The sequence below is a fragment of the Psychrobacillus sp. FSL H8-0484 genome, assembly GCF_038005325.1.
In the GTDB taxonomy this organism is placed as follows: domain Bacteria; phylum Bacillota; class Bacilli; order Bacillales_A; family Planococcaceae; genus Psychrobacillus.
The window spans coordinates 705,058-724,373 of the sequence record NZ_JBBOSZ010000001.1 but is presented as its reverse complement, the minus strand read 5'-3'; the positions used below and the strand labels follow the sequence as shown (position 1 = coordinate 724,373).

20 protein-coding genes are annotated in these 19,316 nt (G+C 38.5%); 4 read left to right on the top strand and 16 right to left on the bottom strand.

The window, feature by feature from the left end:
* Nucleotides 1–179: 179 nt before the first annotated feature.
* The 8 genes from MHH81_RS03470 to MHH81_RS03435 form a co-directional block, all read right to left on the bottom strand.
* A complete protein-coding gene (locus tag MHH81_RS03470) occupies nucleotides 180–1,097 on the bottom strand; it encodes a DMT family transporter (RefSeq protein WP_340917912.1) in 918 nt (305 codons plus the stop codon).
* Between the two features lie 15 nt (nucleotides 1,098–1,112).
* A complete protein-coding gene (gene panF, locus MHH81_RS03465) occupies nucleotides 1,113–2,558 on the bottom strand; it encodes a sodium/pantothenate symporter (protein WP_340917910.1) in 1,446 nt (481 codons plus the stop codon).
* Nucleotides 2,555–2,815, bottom strand: coding sequence for a YhdT family protein (locus MHH81_RS03460; protein WP_340917908.1), 261 nt, complete (start codon nucleotides 2,813–2,815; stop codon nucleotides 2,555–2,557). The genes panF and MHH81_RS03460 overlap by 4 nt, the downstream gene beginning before the upstream one ends.
* Nucleotides 2,816–3,020: 205 nt before the next feature.
* Nucleotides 3,021–4,280 (bottom strand): efflux RND transporter periplasmic adaptor subunit, encoded by a 1,260-nt coding sequence (locus MHH81_RS03455; RefSeq protein WP_340917906.1) that lies wholly within the window; start codon nucleotides 4,278–4,280, stop codon nucleotides 3,021–3,023.
* Nucleotides 4,277–4,954, bottom strand: a complete 678-nt coding sequence (locus MHH81_RS03450; RefSeq protein WP_340917905.1) for a hypothetical protein — start codon at nucleotides 4,952–4,954, stop codon at nucleotides 4,277–4,279. The genes MHH81_RS03455 and MHH81_RS03450 overlap by 4 nt, the downstream gene beginning before the upstream one ends.
* Nucleotides 4,955–4,970: 16 nt before the next feature.
* Nucleotides 4,971–6,350 (bottom strand): S41 family peptidase, encoded by a 1,380-nt coding sequence (locus MHH81_RS03445; RefSeq protein ID WP_340917903.1) that lies wholly within the window; start codon nucleotides 6,348–6,350, stop codon nucleotides 4,971–4,973.
* A gap of 624 nt (nucleotides 6,351–6,974) precedes the next feature.
* The gene (locus tag MHH81_RS03440; protein WP_340917901.1) at nucleotides 6,975–7,442 is read right to left on the bottom strand and encodes a transcriptional regulator; all 468 of its coding nucleotides are present in this window, start codon (nucleotides 7,440–7,442) and stop codon (nucleotides 6,975–6,977) included.
* A 126-nt stretch (nucleotides 7,443–7,568) separates the two neighbouring features.
* Entirely contained in the window at nucleotides 7,569–7,934 is a 366-nt protein-coding gene (locus MHH81_RS03435) for a hypothetical protein (protein ID WP_340917899.1), read from the bottom strand.
* A gap of 179 nt (nucleotides 7,935–8,113) precedes the next feature.
* Here MHH81_RS03435 and MHH81_RS03430 point away from each other — a divergent pair, with 179 nt between their 5' ends.
* The 3 genes from MHH81_RS03430 to MHH81_RS03420 all read left to right on the top strand — a co-directional run bounded on the left by MHH81_RS03430 (nucleotide 8,114) and on the right by MHH81_RS03420 (nucleotide 13,042).
* Entirely contained in the window at nucleotides 8,114–8,512 is a 399-nt protein-coding gene (locus MHH81_RS03430) for a helix-turn-helix domain-containing protein (protein ID WP_340917897.1), read from the top strand.
* A 238-nt stretch (nucleotides 8,513–8,750) separates the two neighbouring features.
* Nucleotides 8,751–10,331 (top strand): hypothetical protein, encoded by a 1,581-nt coding sequence (locus tag MHH81_RS03425; protein ID WP_340917895.1) that lies wholly within the window; start codon nucleotides 8,751–8,753, stop codon nucleotides 10,329–10,331.
* Entirely contained in the window at nucleotides 10,328–13,042 is a 2,715-nt protein-coding gene (locus tag MHH81_RS03420; RefSeq protein ID WP_340917893.1) for a DEAD/DEAH box helicase, read from the top strand. The genes MHH81_RS03425 and MHH81_RS03420 overlap by 4 nt, the downstream gene beginning before the upstream one ends.
* A gap of 194 nt (nucleotides 13,043–13,236) precedes the next feature.
* Here MHH81_RS03420 and MHH81_RS03415 read toward each other — a convergent pair whose 3' ends face one another.
* Complete coding sequence (locus tag MHH81_RS03415; protein ID WP_340917891.1) at nucleotides 13,237–13,638, bottom strand: single-stranded DNA-binding protein; 402 nt, start codon at nucleotides 13,636–13,638, stop codon at nucleotides 13,237–13,239.
* Nucleotides 13,639–13,889: 251 nt separating this feature from the next.
* Here MHH81_RS03415 and MHH81_RS03410 point away from each other — a divergent pair, with 251 nt between their 5' ends.
* A complete protein-coding gene (locus MHH81_RS03410; protein WP_340917890.1) occupies nucleotides 13,890–14,315 on the top strand; it encodes a YwpF family protein in 426 nt (141 codons plus the stop codon).
* A gap of 393 nt (nucleotides 14,316–14,708) precedes the next feature.
* Here MHH81_RS03410 and MHH81_RS03405 read toward each other — a convergent pair whose 3' ends face one another.
* From MHH81_RS03405 to MHH81_RS03375, 7 genes are all read right to left on the bottom strand, one after another.
* Complete coding sequence (locus tag MHH81_RS03405) at nucleotides 14,709–15,077, bottom strand: hypothetical protein (protein WP_340917888.1); 369 nt, start codon at nucleotides 15,075–15,077, stop codon at nucleotides 14,709–14,711.
* A gap of 90 nt (nucleotides 15,078–15,167) precedes the next feature.
* Nucleotides 15,168–15,557 (bottom strand): hypothetical protein, encoded by a 390-nt coding sequence (locus MHH81_RS03400; protein WP_340917885.1) that lies wholly within the window; start codon nucleotides 15,555–15,557, stop codon nucleotides 15,168–15,170.
* 95 nt (nucleotides 15,558–15,652) lie between these two features.
* Complete coding sequence (gene fabZ, locus MHH81_RS03395) at nucleotides 15,653–16,096, bottom strand: 3-hydroxyacyl-ACP dehydratase FabZ (RefSeq protein WP_340917883.1); 444 nt, start codon at nucleotides 16,094–16,096, stop codon at nucleotides 15,653–15,655.
* Nucleotides 16,097–16,116: 20 nt separating this feature from the next.
* Nucleotides 16,117–16,377, bottom strand: a complete 261-nt coding sequence (locus tag MHH81_RS03390) for a DNA-directed RNA polymerase subunit beta (protein ID WP_340917880.1) — start codon at nucleotides 16,375–16,377, stop codon at nucleotides 16,117–16,119.
* A 26-nt stretch (nucleotides 16,378–16,403) separates the two neighbouring features.
* Complete coding sequence (locus MHH81_RS03385; protein WP_340917878.1) at nucleotides 16,404–17,243, bottom strand: flagellar hook-basal body protein; 840 nt, start codon at nucleotides 17,241–17,243, stop codon at nucleotides 16,404–16,406.
* Nucleotides 17,244–17,264: 21 nt separating this feature from the next.
* Nucleotides 17,265–18,104, bottom strand: coding sequence for a flagellar hook-basal body protein (locus MHH81_RS03380; RefSeq protein WP_340917876.1), 840 nt, complete (start codon nucleotides 18,102–18,104; stop codon nucleotides 17,265–17,267).
* An 81-nt stretch (nucleotides 18,105–18,185) separates the two neighbouring features.
* Nucleotides 18,186–19,178 carry a rod shape-determining protein gene (locus MHH81_RS03375; protein WP_340917874.1) on the bottom strand — a complete coding sequence of 331 codons (993 nt, stop codon included), beginning with the start codon at nucleotides 19,176–19,178 and terminating at the stop codon, nucleotides 18,186–18,188.
* Nucleotides 19,179–19,316: the final 138 nt, after the last annotated feature.

The following is a 19,316-nucleotide window of genomic DNA, read 5'->3' as shown; positions in this document are numbered from 1 at the left end:
TGGATTAAAAAGTTTCCTTTTGTGTTCAATTCACATAACCTCTTTCCTATTGTTTACTAGATGAACAGAGTGTTTTTGCATTATAGATGTATAGAGATATTCCAATTTAAAACGCCTGTAAAATCCAATATATGAATTTTACAGGCGTTTCTTTTCCACATTATATAAAGTTTTATACTTTAAGTTGACGACATGTTCGCTTTTCTTTTTTTCCACATATCTTCCGCTGCTCCGGATCCGAGCATAACACCGGCTACGATGAGGATGAGGCCGATGAAGTGGCGGATGTTTAGTATTTCACCTAAGAAAATGGCGGAAAGAAGTAATGAAAATATTGGGTTAAGGTTCATAAAGATGGCCGCTTTTGTTGCGCCAGCTTTACCGACCGCATAGTTGTACATGAGATGCCCAACAGCTGTACAAACGATGGCCGATATTATAAATAATCCCCAGAAGAATGGCGTTGTTTCTGAAAATGCATATACTCCCCCAGGTTCTTGCACAAAGCTGATGACAATTAAAACAATGGAGCCGATCATCATCATATAGGCTGTCAACAGTCTTGGATCAAGCGTTCTTGCAGCTTTACTCACGACCATATAGCTTAGTACTTGCGCTAAAATAGCGAGGAAAACATAGAAATCCCCAAGGTTTGCTCCGCTGGATTCTCCTCCGCCCACTAATATGGACACGCTCACTCCGGAAAGACCCAATACGAGTCCAAGCCACTGAATCCGTGTAGGAGAGTATTTCAATATAAATGCCGCAGAAATAGCCGTTAACATTGGACCTGTCCCTAATATAAGTCCTCCGTGGGTTCCACTTGTAATGGCAAGTCCCATGTTCAGAAAATAGTGATGAGCAACTACATTCGTCAGCGCCCCTAATAATATGTATTTCCATTCTTGTTTTGTTGGCTTACGCAGTAGTTTCATTTGCCATAAAATCACAAGCACTACTAAACCAGCAGTAAGAATTCGAAATGCTGTTAGTGTGACAGGGGGAACTACTGATACTAAGTATTTAAGGATCGGTAGGTTTGCTCCCCAAACGAACATGACAAACACGAGCATTATGTAAATATTTAATTGCTTCATCTGAGGACCTCCTTGTTAGAATACGTATTTTGTTTTTTTGATTAATAAACTGCATATCACATATGCGATAAGCGATAAGATAACTGGTAAAACAACTGTGTGCACACCGAATAGGTTGCCATTTGCTTGATTATAAAAATGTATTGCAATATAAGACATGATACCTGTGACCATCGATGCAATTGCACCGTATTTATTGCCATAAGACCAATAAAGACCAAGCACGACTGGCCAAATAAAGGCCGCCTCTAAACCACCGAACGCAAAAAGATTTAAGAAAATAAGCAGATCAGGAGGATTCAATGCTAATAAAAAGACAACGGAACCTAAAAGAGTCGTCACCCCAAAGCTGAGGCGTTTCACCTTTTTCTCGCTTGCATTTGGATTAAGATAATTGATATAGACATCCTTTACGATAGAAGAACTTACTAAAATTAGGAGTGAGTCGACCGTCGACATAATTGCAGCTAATGGCGCTGCCAGGACAATACCCGCAAGCCATGCAGGAAGAACCTTCAGTGCGACAAGCGGAATGACTGTATCTGCCACTTCCACTCCAGGTAAAATTGGTCGAGCAAAGATTCCGATCAGATGCATGTTCAGCATAATGAAACCAGTGACAATTGTTCCAATTACAAGTGCACGATGCATTGAGCGTGTGTTTTTATACGACATCGCACGCACTGCCATTTGCGGAAGCCCGACAACACCTACTCCGACAAGTATCCAAAAGGAGGATACATATGCAGCGGATAAATTTCCTTCATTGCCGTATGGCGTCACAAGATTTGGATTTTCCGCAAGAAGATCCTGCATAATATTCGGTACCCCGCCACCAGCAATAATAACTGCGATCAATAGAACGAGTGTCCCGACGACCATAACTCCACCTTGCACAGCGTCTGTTACCGCAACCGCGCGGAAGCCTCCGATCACTACATACACCAAAACGGAAACCGCGAAAATAAATAAAGCTGTTGTATATTGCATCCCTGTTAACGACTCGATCAAGCGGCCGCCGCCAACCCATTGTGCCGTCATAGCGGAAAATAAAAAGATAATCATACTAGCGGCCGCAAGTAATACGACTACTGTGCTGTTATAGCGCACTTTTAGAAAATCAATTAACGTGATGGCATTGTACCTACGAGCTAAAATCGCAAACTTCTTACCTAAAATCAGCAACACGAAATAGCCCGTGACAACTTGTGTCATCGCAAGTAAAACCCAGCCAAAGCCCATCGTATAGGCTGTACCAGGCCCACCTAAAAAGCTAGATGCACTTCCATACGTCGCAACCATCGTCATTGCTAGAACAAAACCACCAAGTTCTCGCCCACCTAAAAAATACTCTTGTAGAAATCCGCCAGTGGACTCCTCTAGTTTTTTACTAGACCAAAAGCCAATGAAAAAAATAATTGCTAGAAAAATAATGAGCGGTATAATCACACCGATATTCATAGCTCATCTCCCTCCTCTTCAAACGAAACATCCTTCAACACAAATTTCGCAAGAATAATAACGGTCACAGATACTAAAATGAATCCTATGATACAGCTATAGAAAAACCAATCTGGGAAACCAAGTATATAAGTATACTCCTCTACTGGTCGTGAGCCAAGCCCATAAGCAAAACCAAACCACCAAACAAAATGAACAATCGCAAGTCCTACCCCAATTAGCGCCTCTCGATGTGCAATTTTAAATCCATGATCCATCTTTCATCCACCCTTGTATTTTATAATGATTCCTTTAGTATAACGAAGTTAAATTGACTTGTTAATAGTAGTCATAAAAGTATTATTGGCACCAGGAGTGTTACAGAAGTATTACTGGTGCCAGGCACCAGTAATACTTCTGTAACAAATAGAAAAAACAATCGGGAGCGGTTCGGCTCCCGATTGCTTTCGATGGAACACTATTCTATTTATAAGTTAAGTATTTCATATAGTCCTTCCAGCTGACTGCTTTGATGCTACTCCATGATGGTAGGTCTAGTGGGAAAGGTAGGAATGCTGGAGCATCTACGTTTTTGGGATCGGCGTTTAATACGACACTTTCACTCTGCAGTCCATCTGATAAAATGGCATATTGTTTTACATCGAATGGGACAGTGACAGGTGAGCGCATGATTCGACCTTCATTTGTTAGTGTGTATACTTCTGCTAATTCTTTTGATCGATTTAGAAGCCACTTTGTTTTTACGCGCACTGCTTTCTCTGCTTCATCTGTGATGATGACGGAGTTTATGTTAGCGCCGAATGGTAATGCTATGCGTTGCTCTTCTAATGCGATTTGCATTTCGTATACAGGTTCCTCGGTTTTATTTCCGAATTGTTCGTATGCTGTTAGCCATTTGGACGCGTTCGCTGGTACTTCTGCTTTGGCGAGGATGCTTCCTTCAACAACACCTTCTAGATGGGACGAGTAGTTTTTCACTTGCAGGCCATCTTTGATTTGATGCCATTCAACTTCATTTGCGAACGTGATAACAGATTTTTCATTGCCGTAAATGTCAATGAAATACTTTCCATTACGTTCTTCAATGGCTGCTATGCTGCCTTCTATTGGGCTAAGTAGCGCAAGCTCGCCTGATTCCTGACTTAGTTGGGCGCTGACGATTTGCAATTTTCTAGTTACTTCCGCCAGTTTTTGTTCCGCCTCAGCAATTGCATGTGCAAAGTTACCTTCTTGTGAAACGTTCACGTCTACTTGGACATTTACATCTATCACCTCATCTTCTGTGTTACCTGTTGTCGTGCCATTATTAGATGAGGTAGAGTTTGCTTTCGCGCGCTCTGATTCAAGATTCCCAATGATTTGATTTAGCTGAGATTGCTCTTTCATATATGCTTGTTGCTCCGTTTGCCAAAGCATTCGTTGGTCATCGGCAGATTCTGTTTTTAGTTGGACAAGTTCTGTGCCTTGTTGCACACTGTCTCCTGCTGCGACGAGGATATCATTTACCGCGTCTACATCAATCGTGACCGTGCTCTCATTTACTGGAACGATGACCGATTCTTTTTCTAGTTCTTTTGTAAAGGTGTTTTCGTACACACGATCGTACTCATTCACATAATAAGATCTAGTAATCTCGCTTTTATTTGAAAATAACATTACCGCATTTGCTGCAATGAAGATCGAGACGACAATTGATATACCGATTACAAGCCATTTATTCATCCAGTTGTCCCCCTTTCGAACCATGATGCAATCGGGAGTACTTCGATACCCGCGGTCATGCATGCGAGTAGAAGCTGAATTACTATTAACATAATAAATAGATTGCGAGCCGATATTGTAGTGAATGCACGTAGAAAACGAAACTGAATTGCAATGATTACCCCTGTAATAATCGTTAATTCATTAAAAAAGTAAATAAAGAATTCATTACTTAGAAACGTTGCTGCAAGCGGACCAAAGGATAATATAGAAAAATCCGTTGTGTAGCCGACGATTGCATATAGGAAAAAGGTAAATGCTTTTTCCATCAAGAATAGTGCGACTACAAAAAGTTGTACTACGGTCACTTTTGATAAATCGACACTAGTCATTTTATGTAATAAAAAGGCCATTCCGAAGAAATGAAACACCATATAAAGAAAGGAGCCGATAACTGCCCCTATCAATGATGTAATTCTTGCAATAGTAAATGTATCGTCATAACCGTTGACGAAAATAGATGTGAGATCTTCTGTATGCATCCCCCACATATCTCGGAGTGCAAAAAGAATAACACCACATAACGCGACGAACCATACGCGTTTTTCAAAGTGGCGCATCGTACTGTCCTTCAGCGATACGATTAAGTCATTTTGGCTAAAAAGATATTTCCAAAAGCGAAATTCAAAAAACATTAATTTGTTCCCCCTCTTATGGTTGAACAGTTACTTCCACATATGCACCAGTTTTCATCATCGCTCCAGTTTCCGATTGGAAAGTTGGATGAATGAGTAGTAAGTATGCTGCTCCTTTTTCAAGTGGTGCGTTTGGTGTTGCAATGAACTGGTTGGAGGATTTTTGTTTTATCGTTACTGGAACGCTACTCGTGCCTCCAAGCTTTACTAGCTCCATTTTTTGTTTATTATTGTTTTGTATTTTATTTGAAAATGTTACTGTAAATTGTTTAGTTGTCGGTACGTCTACAAGAGCGGTTAGTTTTTTATAGGTTTTATTTGCTGCGATTAGCGTGTCTAGATGCGCTTTTGTGAGTTCTCGACCTGTTTCTGTAACGATTTGTGGTTTAACACCAGTTTTATGGATAATCGTACCTTTTGGACCAGTAAAGTTGGCAACTGTCAGCTTTAAATAGGAACCATCCGATAAATGATAAAAGGTTTGCATGGAGCCTTTTCCATACGTAGTTTGTCCATAAAGTTTCGCTGACTTTTGGTCTAATAACGCTGCAGCAGTCATTTCTGACGCACTCGCACTGTAGCCATTAATAAGTACTTTTGTATCTTTTGGAAATAAAGAAGATTGTTTTGTAGCTTGTACTAACCCATTCTGATCTCTCGTTTGAAGAATATAAGCGTTTGGGCTATTTGGAAATAATCCAATAAGTTCTTCTGCGGTATGGACATAGCCACCACCATTATTTCGTAAATCTAGAATAAAGGACGTAGCCCCTTGTTTTAAAAGTGCATCTTTAGCTTGTTGCACGAGCGTTGCGCCATTATCCGAAAATGAATTAATACCGATATACCCGACATTGCCGTATAAAAGTTGCTTGGACACAACAGGAACGCTGAATTTCTTGCGAGTTAATGTGTACGTTTCTATTAAATTAGTATTTTTTAAAACTTTTACGCGAACCGTCGTACCTTCTTTTCCAATAATAATAGAAGAAGCTTGCTGAATCGACATATTTTCAGTAGGCACGCCGTCGACTGATAGAATAATATCGCCTGGTACTATACCTGCATCCCATGCAGCCGCTCCTTCAAAAGTACTGACGATTTCTATACCTTTTTCATGTTCCTCAATAACTATCCCAATACCAGTCGTCGTGTTGTTAATAGAGCTTGTATATGATTCAAATTCTTCCTTCGTAAAATAAGTAGAATATGGATCGAGCTGCTCCATGATTGCATCAATCGAATTTAAGTCTTGTAAATTGGATGGAAGCTCGCCTTTATAATTCTCACTAACAAGTTGCTTCACCTCATCGAGAGGCGCAGCCAATGCTGAAACTGGAACCAATAACATTCCAAGTGCTAATAAAATGGACGCTAAAACGGATATCTTCCTCATTCCAATTCCCCTTTCTATAGTATATAAACCTATCTTAACCCAAAAATCTCCATAACGCAGAAAATTCTTCACAATATTTTAATACATTTATAGCAATATAGCCATATCAAAGAAAATTTTATGTGCATTATTAGTAATACTAAAGTGACGATTTGTTACAGAGGTGTTACTGGTGCCAGGCACCAGTAACACCTCTGTAATTAAAATGGATAATTTTGGTTTTATGTATATTTTGTTGCGTTTCAGGGAATGATGATGGTAACTTTTGGATGAATTTTAGTTCAGACCATTAATCGAGTTATTTCCTGGGAAATTTACATGAAGGGGGTTTTGGTACATGAAAATCGACAAATTAGGGTTGAATTGGGGAGACATTTTGTTTGGAGTGCTCGGGTCAAGTGGATTTGTTTTGTTTCTTTACTTTATTACCTCTTCTTAAAATTTGGCTTTGTTAAATTAGGCTGTTGTTTTTTAGAAGAATATATTTTGTGACGAAAATCAGCGAAACTCCTGCGGAAAGCGAGCGTATTTTAGACTGGTAACAACATGATCGTTAACAGAGCCAAAATTTTAAGCACATAAAAACACCTATCGAAAATTGGTTTTTCGTTAGGTGTTTTCTATTTATTGATTTTCAACTTGATAGCCTCCGTTAGAGTCTTTTAATTGTTGTAGCTCTTTAAATAAAGCTGCATTTTTATGAAGTAATGCGTAGTCAATCATTCTCTCATAGTTTTCTTGCTCTAGTTGTCGGATTATTTCTTCGGTACTTTCCAAAAGGATAACACCTGACTCATTCTGATCATCGGCTCCTATTATTGTTTGAAGATGTATATGAATGTCGGAAACGAGTAGTAATTGATATAGTGGTAGACGGATGAATCGATTTCCATTTTGGAATACAAAAACTTCCGATAGGTTTTCTACTTGTAACGACTGTGCATTCACAATAATTTCTTTTCCTTCCACTGGAATAAAGTGAAAGAGATCGTTGTCTTTTTTTATGGAGAAGTATTGATATGCAAACACTAGCTTTATCCGATTTCCTTCAATCTTTCGGCAAAAAGGTTTCATTAACTGAACTTGTAACATCTCATTCCCTCCTCAGTGTTTGAATTTTCTGATTATTTATAGTATATCACAATTCTATTATTTCGTGTAGTGCATTCAACACAAAAAAGCGAAGGCCAACTGCATTCGCTTTTATTATTTATTTCTTTATTTCCTCACATAATTTGGTCTATTTTTCCCTTCCGCATAAAGAAAAAAACCAATTTTATTGGAACTATATCTGACAGCAAACGTTTGAAAAACTTTTTGTAAAATCTCAGACTGCGTATATTCTGTTTCACATTTTAGATAAAAAGAAATAGTCTTTGCATGAAAATCGAGTTTTATATCATAAAGCGCAAAATCCTCTGCCACAATCTGATCGATACAAGTTATTTGTTTTTTGGGATACTCTTTAAAATACTTTATGTTACTTCCTTTTACCCCTACTACTTTTACTTCATCAAGCCCTAATTTTGAATGTTGATCTATTGAGTCCAACAAGTTAGGTATATAAAACTGTATTTTCTCCACATTAACCACTCCATTCTAACTATATATTTCCTAAAAATTACTTATATGTAATAGTAATTATATATTCTATATACACTATAAATCATATAATTATATTAAAATCTCCATTTTGGCGATTTTAATTATTTCCTCCTATTATTTCGATATCCTTGATTGAATATCGAAGGGAAGTGGATAGGATGGCCTTTTACGAGCATATTCGTGCATATCGGGAACAACTTGAAATTACGCAAATGGAAGCTGCCAAGAGCCTAGGTATTGATCATTCCGTCTTGTCGAAATATGAAAGAGGCGATTTGGCAATACCAATTGATTTATTAATGAAATTTGTGGAGGTTTATGCCATCCCACAAGACCTCTTTTTTAATATGCTGAAGGACATTCCTTTTAAAAGTAAAAATCCCGGACTTGAAGCAAGGGAAAGTCGAACAAGGTATATAGAGTCTTTTCAAGAGGAGTACGTCTCGCAAGTAATACATTTGAAAGAATATCGAGACTTCACCATGCAGGTAGTATCCACTTCAACAGATGATAAAGAACGTAAACGCTTCATTACTAATAATATGAAAAAGGATTAAAGCTTTTGCTAATGCTACGTTGGGGTATTTCCTCCAACTTAGGATGGGTAAAAGCTTTTTCGTTTTCCACCGTTTAAGATAAGCGCTGTTCTATTAATTGGCATTGCTAAGCCATTTATAATATGAAGCATTGTGGACACCATCCGTTTTTTTTAAGAAGGATTCGACGTACGGCTTTTATTCGTGACCGTTTATACGTATAATGGAAGGAAAGCCTTTTTTCTTAGGAGAGATCCGTTTGAATCTTACATCATACCAAAAACTTGCAACACATTATAAAAAGTATATCGATGAGTCGATGAAGACAATCGAAAAGAAGCTACATCCTGCTATTATAGAGGATGAGGAGCTCGTTCGACGTGCAACTTTCTTTGTTCGAAATGGTGCTGTTTCTATCACGAATTACTATCCGCAGGATCACAGTGTTGATTTTTCGATTCGTGATGTAAGCAATATTGATGTTACGTATAATTTATTAACCGATTCATTTCACTGCCCTTGCCCAATGCACAAGCCTTGTCGACATATTGTGGCGGCAGTTTTTTATTTGTATCAACAAAATGATTCGTTGTCGAATTGGATTTCAGCTTGGCGTTCCAATGCAGACCACGCCCAGTTGAGCTTACTAAGAGATGAGCGTAGTCCTAGAAGCTGGAATATTCTTGTCGATAATTTTTTCCGTAAGTTTATTTCAAATTACCCACCTGCTAGTTTCTATTTGTTAGAGTTTGCAGTCCATGATTTAAAAACACAGATACGCAAGTCTCGCCCATTTGAGCGCGAATGGCAACCTATCTTTGACGTGTATATAGACCTTTCTATATTAATAAAAATATGGCCGTATTTAGAGCCATTCGCTGAATCTAATATGCGCAACCGAGTCTTCCATTTTCTAAATGAATTTGTAGAAGAAATGGATGATCACTTGTCCCAACTCGCTTCCAAACCTAGAATGTTTGCAGCAGATCCCTTCTACGACGAAATGATGGAACAAGTTCGTACATTTTATTTGGAGACGGAGACGCTTATTCGCTATCGAAAGCATGTGTATTTGTCTTTTTGGGATGCACTTGTGACCGACAAAGCAACCCGCGAAAAAGAAGTGGCATACTTACAACAGCTTGATAAAACAGAAGATGATATCCCTTTAAATATGGTGTTACCGTATTTCTACCTTACCTTGTCTAAGACAGACGAACTGCTGGAAGCGGCTGAACGTATGGAGAGAGAACAACTGCTGGAATGGGTAGAAGTCTGTGAAAAGGCGCTTCATTCCGCTAATAAAGAATTAGTGAATGAACTTGCAAGAAAGCTATTGCCTCATATTTCGTACTATTTAAATGAAGTGATTCAAAACCCATCTCGTGTCATGCTTATACGCAGATTAGAATTATTGTTTGATTCTATACGATTAGAGCCTGAAGAACTTGAAAACCTATACAAATCCTTTGGGCTGTACGGCATACAGTCTTATTCGAATTTGTTGTTAAAAGAGAACCGTTACCGAGATTGGATGGCGCTTCATCAGTCAGCGAATTCTTCTCTTGAATATGCAGAGGCATGTGGACTTTCCATCGTGAAGGAAGAAGCCCCTGAAGTATTGCTTCCGCTTTATCATCATTACGCGATGCGTTTTATCCAAGAAAAAAACCGATACAGCTACAAGCAAGCGGTACGAATTTGGAAGAAAATGAAACAGGTAGCGAAAAAATCTAATGAAACGGAATATTGGAATGCTTACGTCGAAAATGTCCGAGAAAAATATCGCCGTCTTCGTGCATTACAACAAGAAATAGAGAAAGGAAACTTGCCACTATGACTCAGCCTTTATCTATTACAAAAGAATTTTCCCTAACTATTCATAAAACCGAGAACGGAAGCTTCCACTTAACATCTGCTGCCACTCCAGTAGAACAGTGGGTTCCCTCTTTATATATAGACCATCGCGAGAGTTTTTTCGGACTAACCGCGCAAATGGAAGAAAATGCACTAATCGCAACACCCGTTGAAGTGGTTGAACTATTTTCAGGAAAAGCACATCCTTTTATTTCATTTTCAGGAGCAAATGATGATTCAGAGGGATGGATACAGACGTTTAAAGAAACTGCGAGCGTGTGGTCTAATCCAGAATTATGGAGTGTATTACAACTCGATGGAAACATGATTCAAGTAAATGCCGACATAGATGAAAAAGCGAAAGTGCTTATTGAAAATGCAGTGAAACAAAAGCTATTCCAAGCAGGTCTTACGATGGAGGACGTTCCAGCACTTGTACCATTTTTTCAACAAGGTGGTTGGCCAATTAAATCACAATCTACTCACCCTAGTTTGTTAGTCGCATTGCGTTTATCTGAACCAGAGGGACTTGATGATACATGGTTACTAGAAACAGTCGTACGTGGGAAAAAAAGCAGTGTATACTGGACGCCAGCATTTCGGAAAAAATCATTACCAATTAAAGAAGCATTACCAGACAAATGGAATGAATTCGGTAGCTATATTGAAGAAACCCAAGCAAAAATATTTTCACTTATTTCTTCCATTGACCCATCCAATCTTGATACATTCTTCTCATCTACATTAACCGATGAGGAAGTACGAATGTTTCTTCGTGATGACTTAATAAAATTACAAGCACTTGGTTTTGAAGTTGTCCTTCCTGCATGGTTAAAGGCCGTTAAGGAAACGAAAATGAAGGTCAAAACGATTGCCAAAACAGCTAATACGTATAAAACGGCAGCTGGGCTCAACGAGATTTTGCAATTTAACTGGAGCTTCTCTTTAAACGGTCAAGAAATTTCTGCGGAAGATTTTCAGCAAATGGTGAATGAAAATCGTTCTTACATTCAAGCAGGTAATGAGTGGTTCCGTATCGACGCGGCTTGGATGCATCAGATTCGTGAATTAATGAAGAAATCAGAAGATGAAAATTGGACAGTGAAAGAGCTTCTATTCCGAGAAATTCCAGAAGAAATCGCGCTCGCATTAGATGACGATAACGAACAGTCTGAAGAAGATCCGCTATTCCAATTTGAAATGCAGAAATCTCTTCAATCACTTATGGAACAGCTTTCCGAGAAAAAAGGATTTCCAACTGTCGAAGTTTCACCAAATTTATTGACAACCCTTCGACCTTATCAGCAGCTCGGTCTCGAGTGGCTCGTATTCATGCGCAATGAAAAATTTGGCGCTTGTTTAGCGGATGATATGGGACTCGGCAAGACAGTTCAGTTAATTTCTTATTTACTACACGTACATGAAGGTGAACAACAGCAATCACCTTCACTTATCATTTGCCCAACTTCCGTTTTAGGGAACTGGCAAAAAGAGTTAGCCAAATTTGCTCCTTCGCTGAAAGTGCATACACATTATGGATCTGCTCGTACGAAAGAAATAGATTTGACTGCGGATGTTGTTATTACAACGTTTGGTACAGCGATGCAAGATATTGAATCTCTTCAAGAGATTGTGTGGTCTAGCATCACACTAGACGAAGCGCAAAACATTAAAAATATGCATACGAAGCAATCTCGTGCTATTCGCAAGCTAACCGGAGGGCACCATATAGCTTTAACAGGAACACCTGTAGAAAATAGATTATCGGAGTTATGGTCCATTTTCGACTTTATTCATAAAGGCTATCTAGGATCATTCCGTAAGTTTCAGGAAAATTACATCGCACCAATTGAACGCGATGATGCAGATTCCACCAAGCATAAGTTACGCATAAAAATTCAGCCTTTCTTACTGAGAAGAACGAAGCAAGATCCTGAGTTACTGCTTAACCTACCTGAAAAGCTGGAGCAACGTGAATATTGCGCATTGACTACGGAGCAAGCTGCTTTGTATGAATCGCTTATTCAGGAAACAGTGAGCAAGTTGGATACGCTTACTGGATTTGAGAAGAAAGGGCTTATCTTGAAGATGCTAAGTAAGTTAAAGCAACTATGTAATCATCCTGCCCTTTATCTGAAAGAACCATTTGATGACGCAGAGGATATGCTAGAACGCTCCGAGAAGCTTGCACGTATTGTAACTCTAGCTGGAGAAATTGCAGCCCGTGGAGAGCAATGTCTGATCTTTACGCAATACATTGGCATGGGACATCTGCTACAACATTGTCTAGCTGAACTTTATGACATTGATACACCATTTTTAACAGGTAGTATGCCAAAAAATCAGCGTGATCATTTAGTAGAAGCTTTTCAAGCAAAAGAATTCCCTATTTTCCTTCTATCTTTGAAGGCAGGTGGAACTGGCTTAAACTTAACCGCTGCAAGCCATGTGCTACATGCCGATCGCTGGTGGAACCCTGCAGTAGAAAATCAAGCAACCGACCGTGCCTATCGGATTGGACAAACGAATTTTGTCCATGTGCATAAATTCATTACCATTGGGACGATAGAAGAGAAAATTGACAAGCTGCTTGTAGAAAAACAAGCGTTGTCGGAAGAGCTCATTCATTCTAGTCAGTGGATAACTGAAATGTCGGATACAGATTTAAAAGACTTGTTGACGTTATCGATTTGATACTGAGCCACTCTCCAATAGAATAGAACATTTTACGGTAGAATCCGCACAGATTCCTTCCCGCGGAAAACAAACGGATTTTACCAAATAGAAACAATGTAGTTTAACAGCTCCACATAAAAAACCTGGCCGCGCTTCATCGGTCAGGTTTTCCTCTCGTGTTCAGCATTAAATTGGTTGCGGCCATTTAATATTTATACTGGAAGTTGATTGGATTGTGTTGTTGGAAATTCAAAATCGCTCTCCGTTTTCTTGTCTTGTTCCTGTCTATCTTCTTCCTCTTCCCGTTTCTTCGTTGCTAAAAATCGGATATCCTCCACAACTACTTCTGTTACGAATACTCTTGTTCCTTCGCCTTTTTCATATGACCTCGTATTAAGCCTGCCTGTTATCCCAACAAGCGAGCCTTTCCCACAATACTTAACGGTCGTTTCTGCGAGCTTTCCCCAAATCGTGCATAGCACAAAGTCCGCTTCATCATTTTTATAGGCTTTACTGACGGCGACTACAAAACTTGTTTGTACCCTCCCTTCTGATAATTGTTTGAGTTGCGGAGATTTTGTCATTCGTCCGATTATTGAAACTGTGTTCACCATGTCACCTCCTTTTCTTTGATTAGCATTATCATAAAGCCATTGTAAATTGTTAGCAAAAGCCAGCAATTTCATTTTGAAGCGTTTTTACTAGTCAAAATTCCATTTTTGCACGCTCCTTTTTAACTAACTCTTAGAAAACTGTGCAATGGAATAAATCAAGAATGCAATTTTAGTAGTTTTACAATTATTTTTTTCCAAAGTCTCACTATGCTATAATTAGTATTAATTAGTCCTTAAAAGGTGGATTGCCCATGAAAACGTTTAAAATGATTTCGGTTAATCTGATTCGGGAAAACGAAGAAGTACCAATTGCCATTGAAGATGGCATTGTCATTAACCAAGAAAATAGCAGTCGTTCTTGGATTTTAGAATTATTTATTGATCAAAAATTCGAGGATTTTTTTAACGAATTAAAATCAACAAACGAATTGTTTAGAGCAAAAGTTGTCATTTCTTATCCAGAAAACGAACCTGCTCATTTTGAAGTCGCTACCTATTCGGTCAAACGGATTGGAAATCATCTATCCGTATTGCTTCGTGGGACATTGAAGCGGGCTAGAAGACAATATGCAGAATCTCTACTTGCAGACTTAATTGAGGATGGATATACAGGAGAAGAACTTTTAGCTAAATTTGAGCATGACATGAAAACAAGACCTTCTTTAAAAAAAGATTAACGGATATCTTCAGTTTTTTTGCAGCAACTTTTTCTTCATCCTATTTATCACTTTGTAGATTGAAGCGACAGGCGGCGACTCCTGCGGGATGAGTGAGACAGATAAGCCATCACAAACGACGCGTAGTGGCGGTGATGACTTATCGCTCACTCCGCGGAAAGCGTCCGCCTACAGCGGAAATCAACTATACATATATTCCTTTAGTATTTGTTCGTGTATTTTTCATGTAAATTGGAATGATGAAATTGATTCAAAAAAAGAAGAAATTCACCAAAGAAAATCCGGCACTTCCTGTTCAAACTTGAACAAGAAGTGCCGGATTTTTGTTTAAAAAGAATTTACGGTTTTAAAAACGTAAGTTTTTCTCTAACTAGGGTCAGCTTTTTTAAATTTCTATTTCATCGTGCCGTCATTTATAACTTCATCTTTTACGTTTGGCTCTTTAATCCATTTGTTCTCCGCATTAGGAGTTATATTTTGGTTAGTTCCATTTCCATTTATACCATTGTTGATTGTTCCATCATTTACACCATTGTTGGTAGTTCCGTCATTTACACCGTTTACACCGTTATTATAGTTGTTGACATCTCTACCATTATTCGGTGAAGGTGTATTTACATCCGGAGTCGTCACGTCCTCCACGTCTCTCTTAATGTCCTGCATTGGGGTTTCATTATTCGACGGGACGGTATTATCATTGGTGTTACAACCGACTAATAAAAGTGAACATAAAGCCACAGCTGGAACGGTTTTTTTCCACATAAAAAAAATTCCTCCTTTCTTGGTATCTTCATCACCTCTTAGTGACTTACGATAGGTTATCCAAGAAAAGAAGGAACTATCCTCTGACAATTATGCCTGTTTTTCCAATTCTTTTAATACAGATTCAACGTATAATGCTTCCGCTTTACATCCATATTTATAATGAGTATTTAATTTATTTTGCATCACTTCTATAGATGCAATTATATCTTCGTGTACTGGTTCTGTTAAGATTTTTTCAATAGAAGCATTGATTTTTTTAGCAATTTCTTCATGAAAATCTGTACTTTCCTTTACTTCAAGAGGAACTTTGTCGTACCATGAAGCGGATTCCGTTATATACTCCTGCCAACTCTTGACAAAATCCTCCATTGTAAACGAATCTTCATTCCAGCCGATTTTCGCCATATATAATTCAAATGCCTTTGATATCGATCTAGTAATACTACTTTTTATCCCTGATGATAAATCATTATACATGAAGATTTTAATCCTCCCTACATTTAAAAAGCCAATATACCCACTTTAGAATAATTGCTCATACTATTTTATATTATGTAACCAAATATTGCAAATTAGATTTTGTCTTCTACAACTGGTCCTAATGCAAATAGAATGTCAGTTTCGCAAACAAGTTCACCATCAACTGTTGCTATCCCATGACCTTTTCCCATTGGTCCACGAAGCTTAGTAAGTACTACTTCTAGTCTTAATTGATCGCCTGGCTTCACTTGACGTTTGAAACGACAGTTGTCGATTCCTGTAAAGAAAGCAAGTCTTCCTTTATTTTCAGGAATTTGCAAAACAGCTACTGCTCCAACTTGTGCGAGCGCTTCCACAATTAGAACGCCCGGCATTACCGGATATCCTGGGAAATGGCCATTAAAAAACTCTTCGTTTATCGTTACATTTTTTAATCCTACTGCACGTTTACCTTCCTCTACTTCCAACATTCGGTCTATCATTAAGAATGGGTAGCGATGTGGTAAAATCGCTTGTACTTGTTCTGTTGTTAACATGTTATGGTCCTCCAATAGCTTTATTTGCCATTTTTTATATCTAAAATATGCTGATAAGTTTCCCATTTGAGCGCATCTTTTGGTGATCCGTCTCCCAAAACTCCGTAGCCAACCATTAGTCCTAAAGCAGCTGCTCCAGCAAAAAGCACGATGATTAATAGTATGCGTAGCCAAATAGGGAACATGCGAATCTGTACCCACTTTGTTGTTTTCACATCGGTTGCCTGTTCTTTTTCTAATCTACGCTGTTGTCTGCCAGAAATTTTTCCTTCTTCGGTCATAAAGATAACTCCTTTTACGGGAATGATTATCGTATTCCATTTATGAGACCCATCATTTGGTCCGCAATTGTAATAGAACGAGCATTAAATTGATACGATCGTTGTGCCGTCATAAGATCGGTCATTTCTTTTGATATATCTACATTAGACATTTCAAGCACTTGGTTTGTAAGAGCGATTTCGCCTCGGTCTGCACCTTGCAAGTTTTTCATCACGTCTTGTTCATTCACACCTAATGCAGCTAAATTCTCAGGCATCCCAATATACGTCCCAGAAATATGTTCCATCAACTCTGGCTTTTGTAAAACAGAAACTGCTAACTCTCTTTGAACTGTTGCCCCGTCTGAGTAGGTTGCCGTAAGGATGCCCGTTTCATTTACAGAAAAGCTCGAAACGTTTTCCGGAATCGTTATTGGTTGTCCCGTCGAGTCAGCAACTGGATATCCATCTCCGGTTACGAGCATTAATTGTCCGTTTTCAAGTGGAGACACATAAAAAGCTCCTTGGCGAGTATAAGCTGTTTGTTGCCCATTTTCACCGTCTGGCATTAATATATTAAAGTATTGTTTTGGTTCTTGAAAAGCGAAGTCTAAATCACGATCTGTCGATTGAATACTTCCTTGTTTCCAGTTCATCTGCGCTTGAGCAAGTGATGCACCTACTCCGTAACGAATCCCTGTAGGAGATTGTCGATCGACTTTATCTAACTTATCATTATTATATTGCTGATAAAGAAGCTCTTGAAACTTTACATCTTTTGCTTTAAAGCCGTGTGTATTGGAGTTGGAAAGATTGTTTCCAATTACATCTAATTGACTTTGCAGTTGGGACATTGTGTTCGTTGCGGTGATCATTGTACGTAACATTCGAAAGAACCTCCTTCTTAATTAGTTGATGCGCCCAACTTCATTTACTGTTTTTTGCATGCTTTGATCGTATGCTTGCAGTACTTTTTGGTTCGCTTCAAATGCACGGTATGCTGTTAGAAGGTCCGTCATTGTTCTTGCAGAATCGACGTTCGAACGCTCGATAAATCCTTGTTGCATAGAAAAGCTTACGTCAGCAGTGTTGTATGCTGATGGTAAATCTGTGCCATCAGCTGTACGAAATAATCCATTGTCTTGTTTCATTAATTTCTCAGGTTGTGCTGCAAATGATACTCCAATTCGTGCAACGGACGCATCATTTACAAAGATTTGTCCATCGTCCGCAACTCGGAAATCGTCATTCTGTAATTGAATACGTTGCCCTTCTGCATCCAACACGTATAAGCCTTGTGCGTTCGTTAAGAACCCTTCTGCATCGAGCGTGAAATTCCCATTGCGAGTGTATGCTTCCCCTTGTCCAGGATGTTGTAAACGGTAAAATAATGCACCTGTTTGCCCAGTTTCCTCGTCCACTGGAAGACTACCATCTATTAAAGCAATATCCGTATTAAAATCGGTTTGTTGCAGTTGACCTTGTGTTAATAAAGCAATTGTTTCTTGCATATACACACCCGTGCTTAGTCCCCCAACTTCTGTAGCATACTTCCCGTTTATAGGGTTTTCAGTCGGTATTTTTGTTGGTCCAACGCGTGACAAAAGCATTTCTGGAAATGAACGAATTGTTGATTGGTCCGCCTTGTATCCGGGTGTGTTTGCGTTCGCCATATTATTTGTCAGCAATTCCGTTCTACGCTGTTGCGCTATCATACCCGATGCAACTGTATTAAATCCACGAAACATGAGAAAGCCTCCACTCTATAGTTGTTCAGCTTCAGAAAAAGGTGGTCGCAGTAATAAAACCGCATCACACGCTTTTCTTATTTATCTTCGAGATATTTTATCAATATTGTCTAACATTATCCCTGTACCAATCGCAACACAATCCATAGGGTTTTCCGCTACAAATACAGGTACTTTCAATTCTTCCATGAGAAGGTGATCCATTCCATGTAAAAGTGCTCCTCCACCGGTAATAATGACACCACGGTCAATGATATCAGCAGATAATTCGGGTGGTGTTTTTTCTAGTACATTTTTTGCTGATTGTACAATAACGGAAACAGATTCACGTAGTGCTTTTTCTATTTCATCTGATTTAATCGTAATCGTTCTTGGGAGTCCTGTTACCATATCACGTCCACGAATGTCCATTTCTTCATGACGGCTATCAGGGAAAACTGTTCCGATCGTTATTTTAATATTTTCAGCTGTGCGTTCACCAATTAATAGCTTATACTGTTTTTTTATGTATTGTAAAATATCGTTATCAAAAACATCACCAGCTACTTTAATAGATTCAGAAGTTACGATATCACCCATAGAAAGAACTGCAACATCTGTCGTACCTCCACCAATATCCACTACCATATTACCGCTCGGTTGAAAAATATCCATACCAGCACCGATTGCAGCTACTTTTGGTTCTTCTTCTAAATACACTTTTTTCCCACCAGATTTTTCTGCTGCTTCTCTAATTGCTTTTTGTTCAACACTTGTAATATTAGTAGGACAGCAAATTAATATGCGAGGCTTAGATAAAAATCCTTTTACGTTCAATTTATTTATAAAATGTTTTAGCATTGCTTCCGTCACATCAAAATCAGCAATAACTCCATCCTTTAGAGGACGAATTGCTATAATGTTACCAGGTGTTCTACCAAGCATTTGGCGAGCTTCTTCTCCAACTGCAAGCACCTTATTTGTATTTCTATCTATTGCAACCACGGAAGGTTCATTTAAAACAATTCCTTTGCCTTTTACATGAATTAATACATTTGCCGTACCTAAATCGATTCCAATATCCTTAGCAAACATTAACAGTGTTTCTCCTTCCCTATTAAAACCTTTTTATATGTACGTTTCTAACTTTTAATTTTAGCATAGTTTTGTCATAAATACACTGTTTTTAGTGTTAGAATATGTAGAAAAATGGGATAAATTTTAGAAATAAAT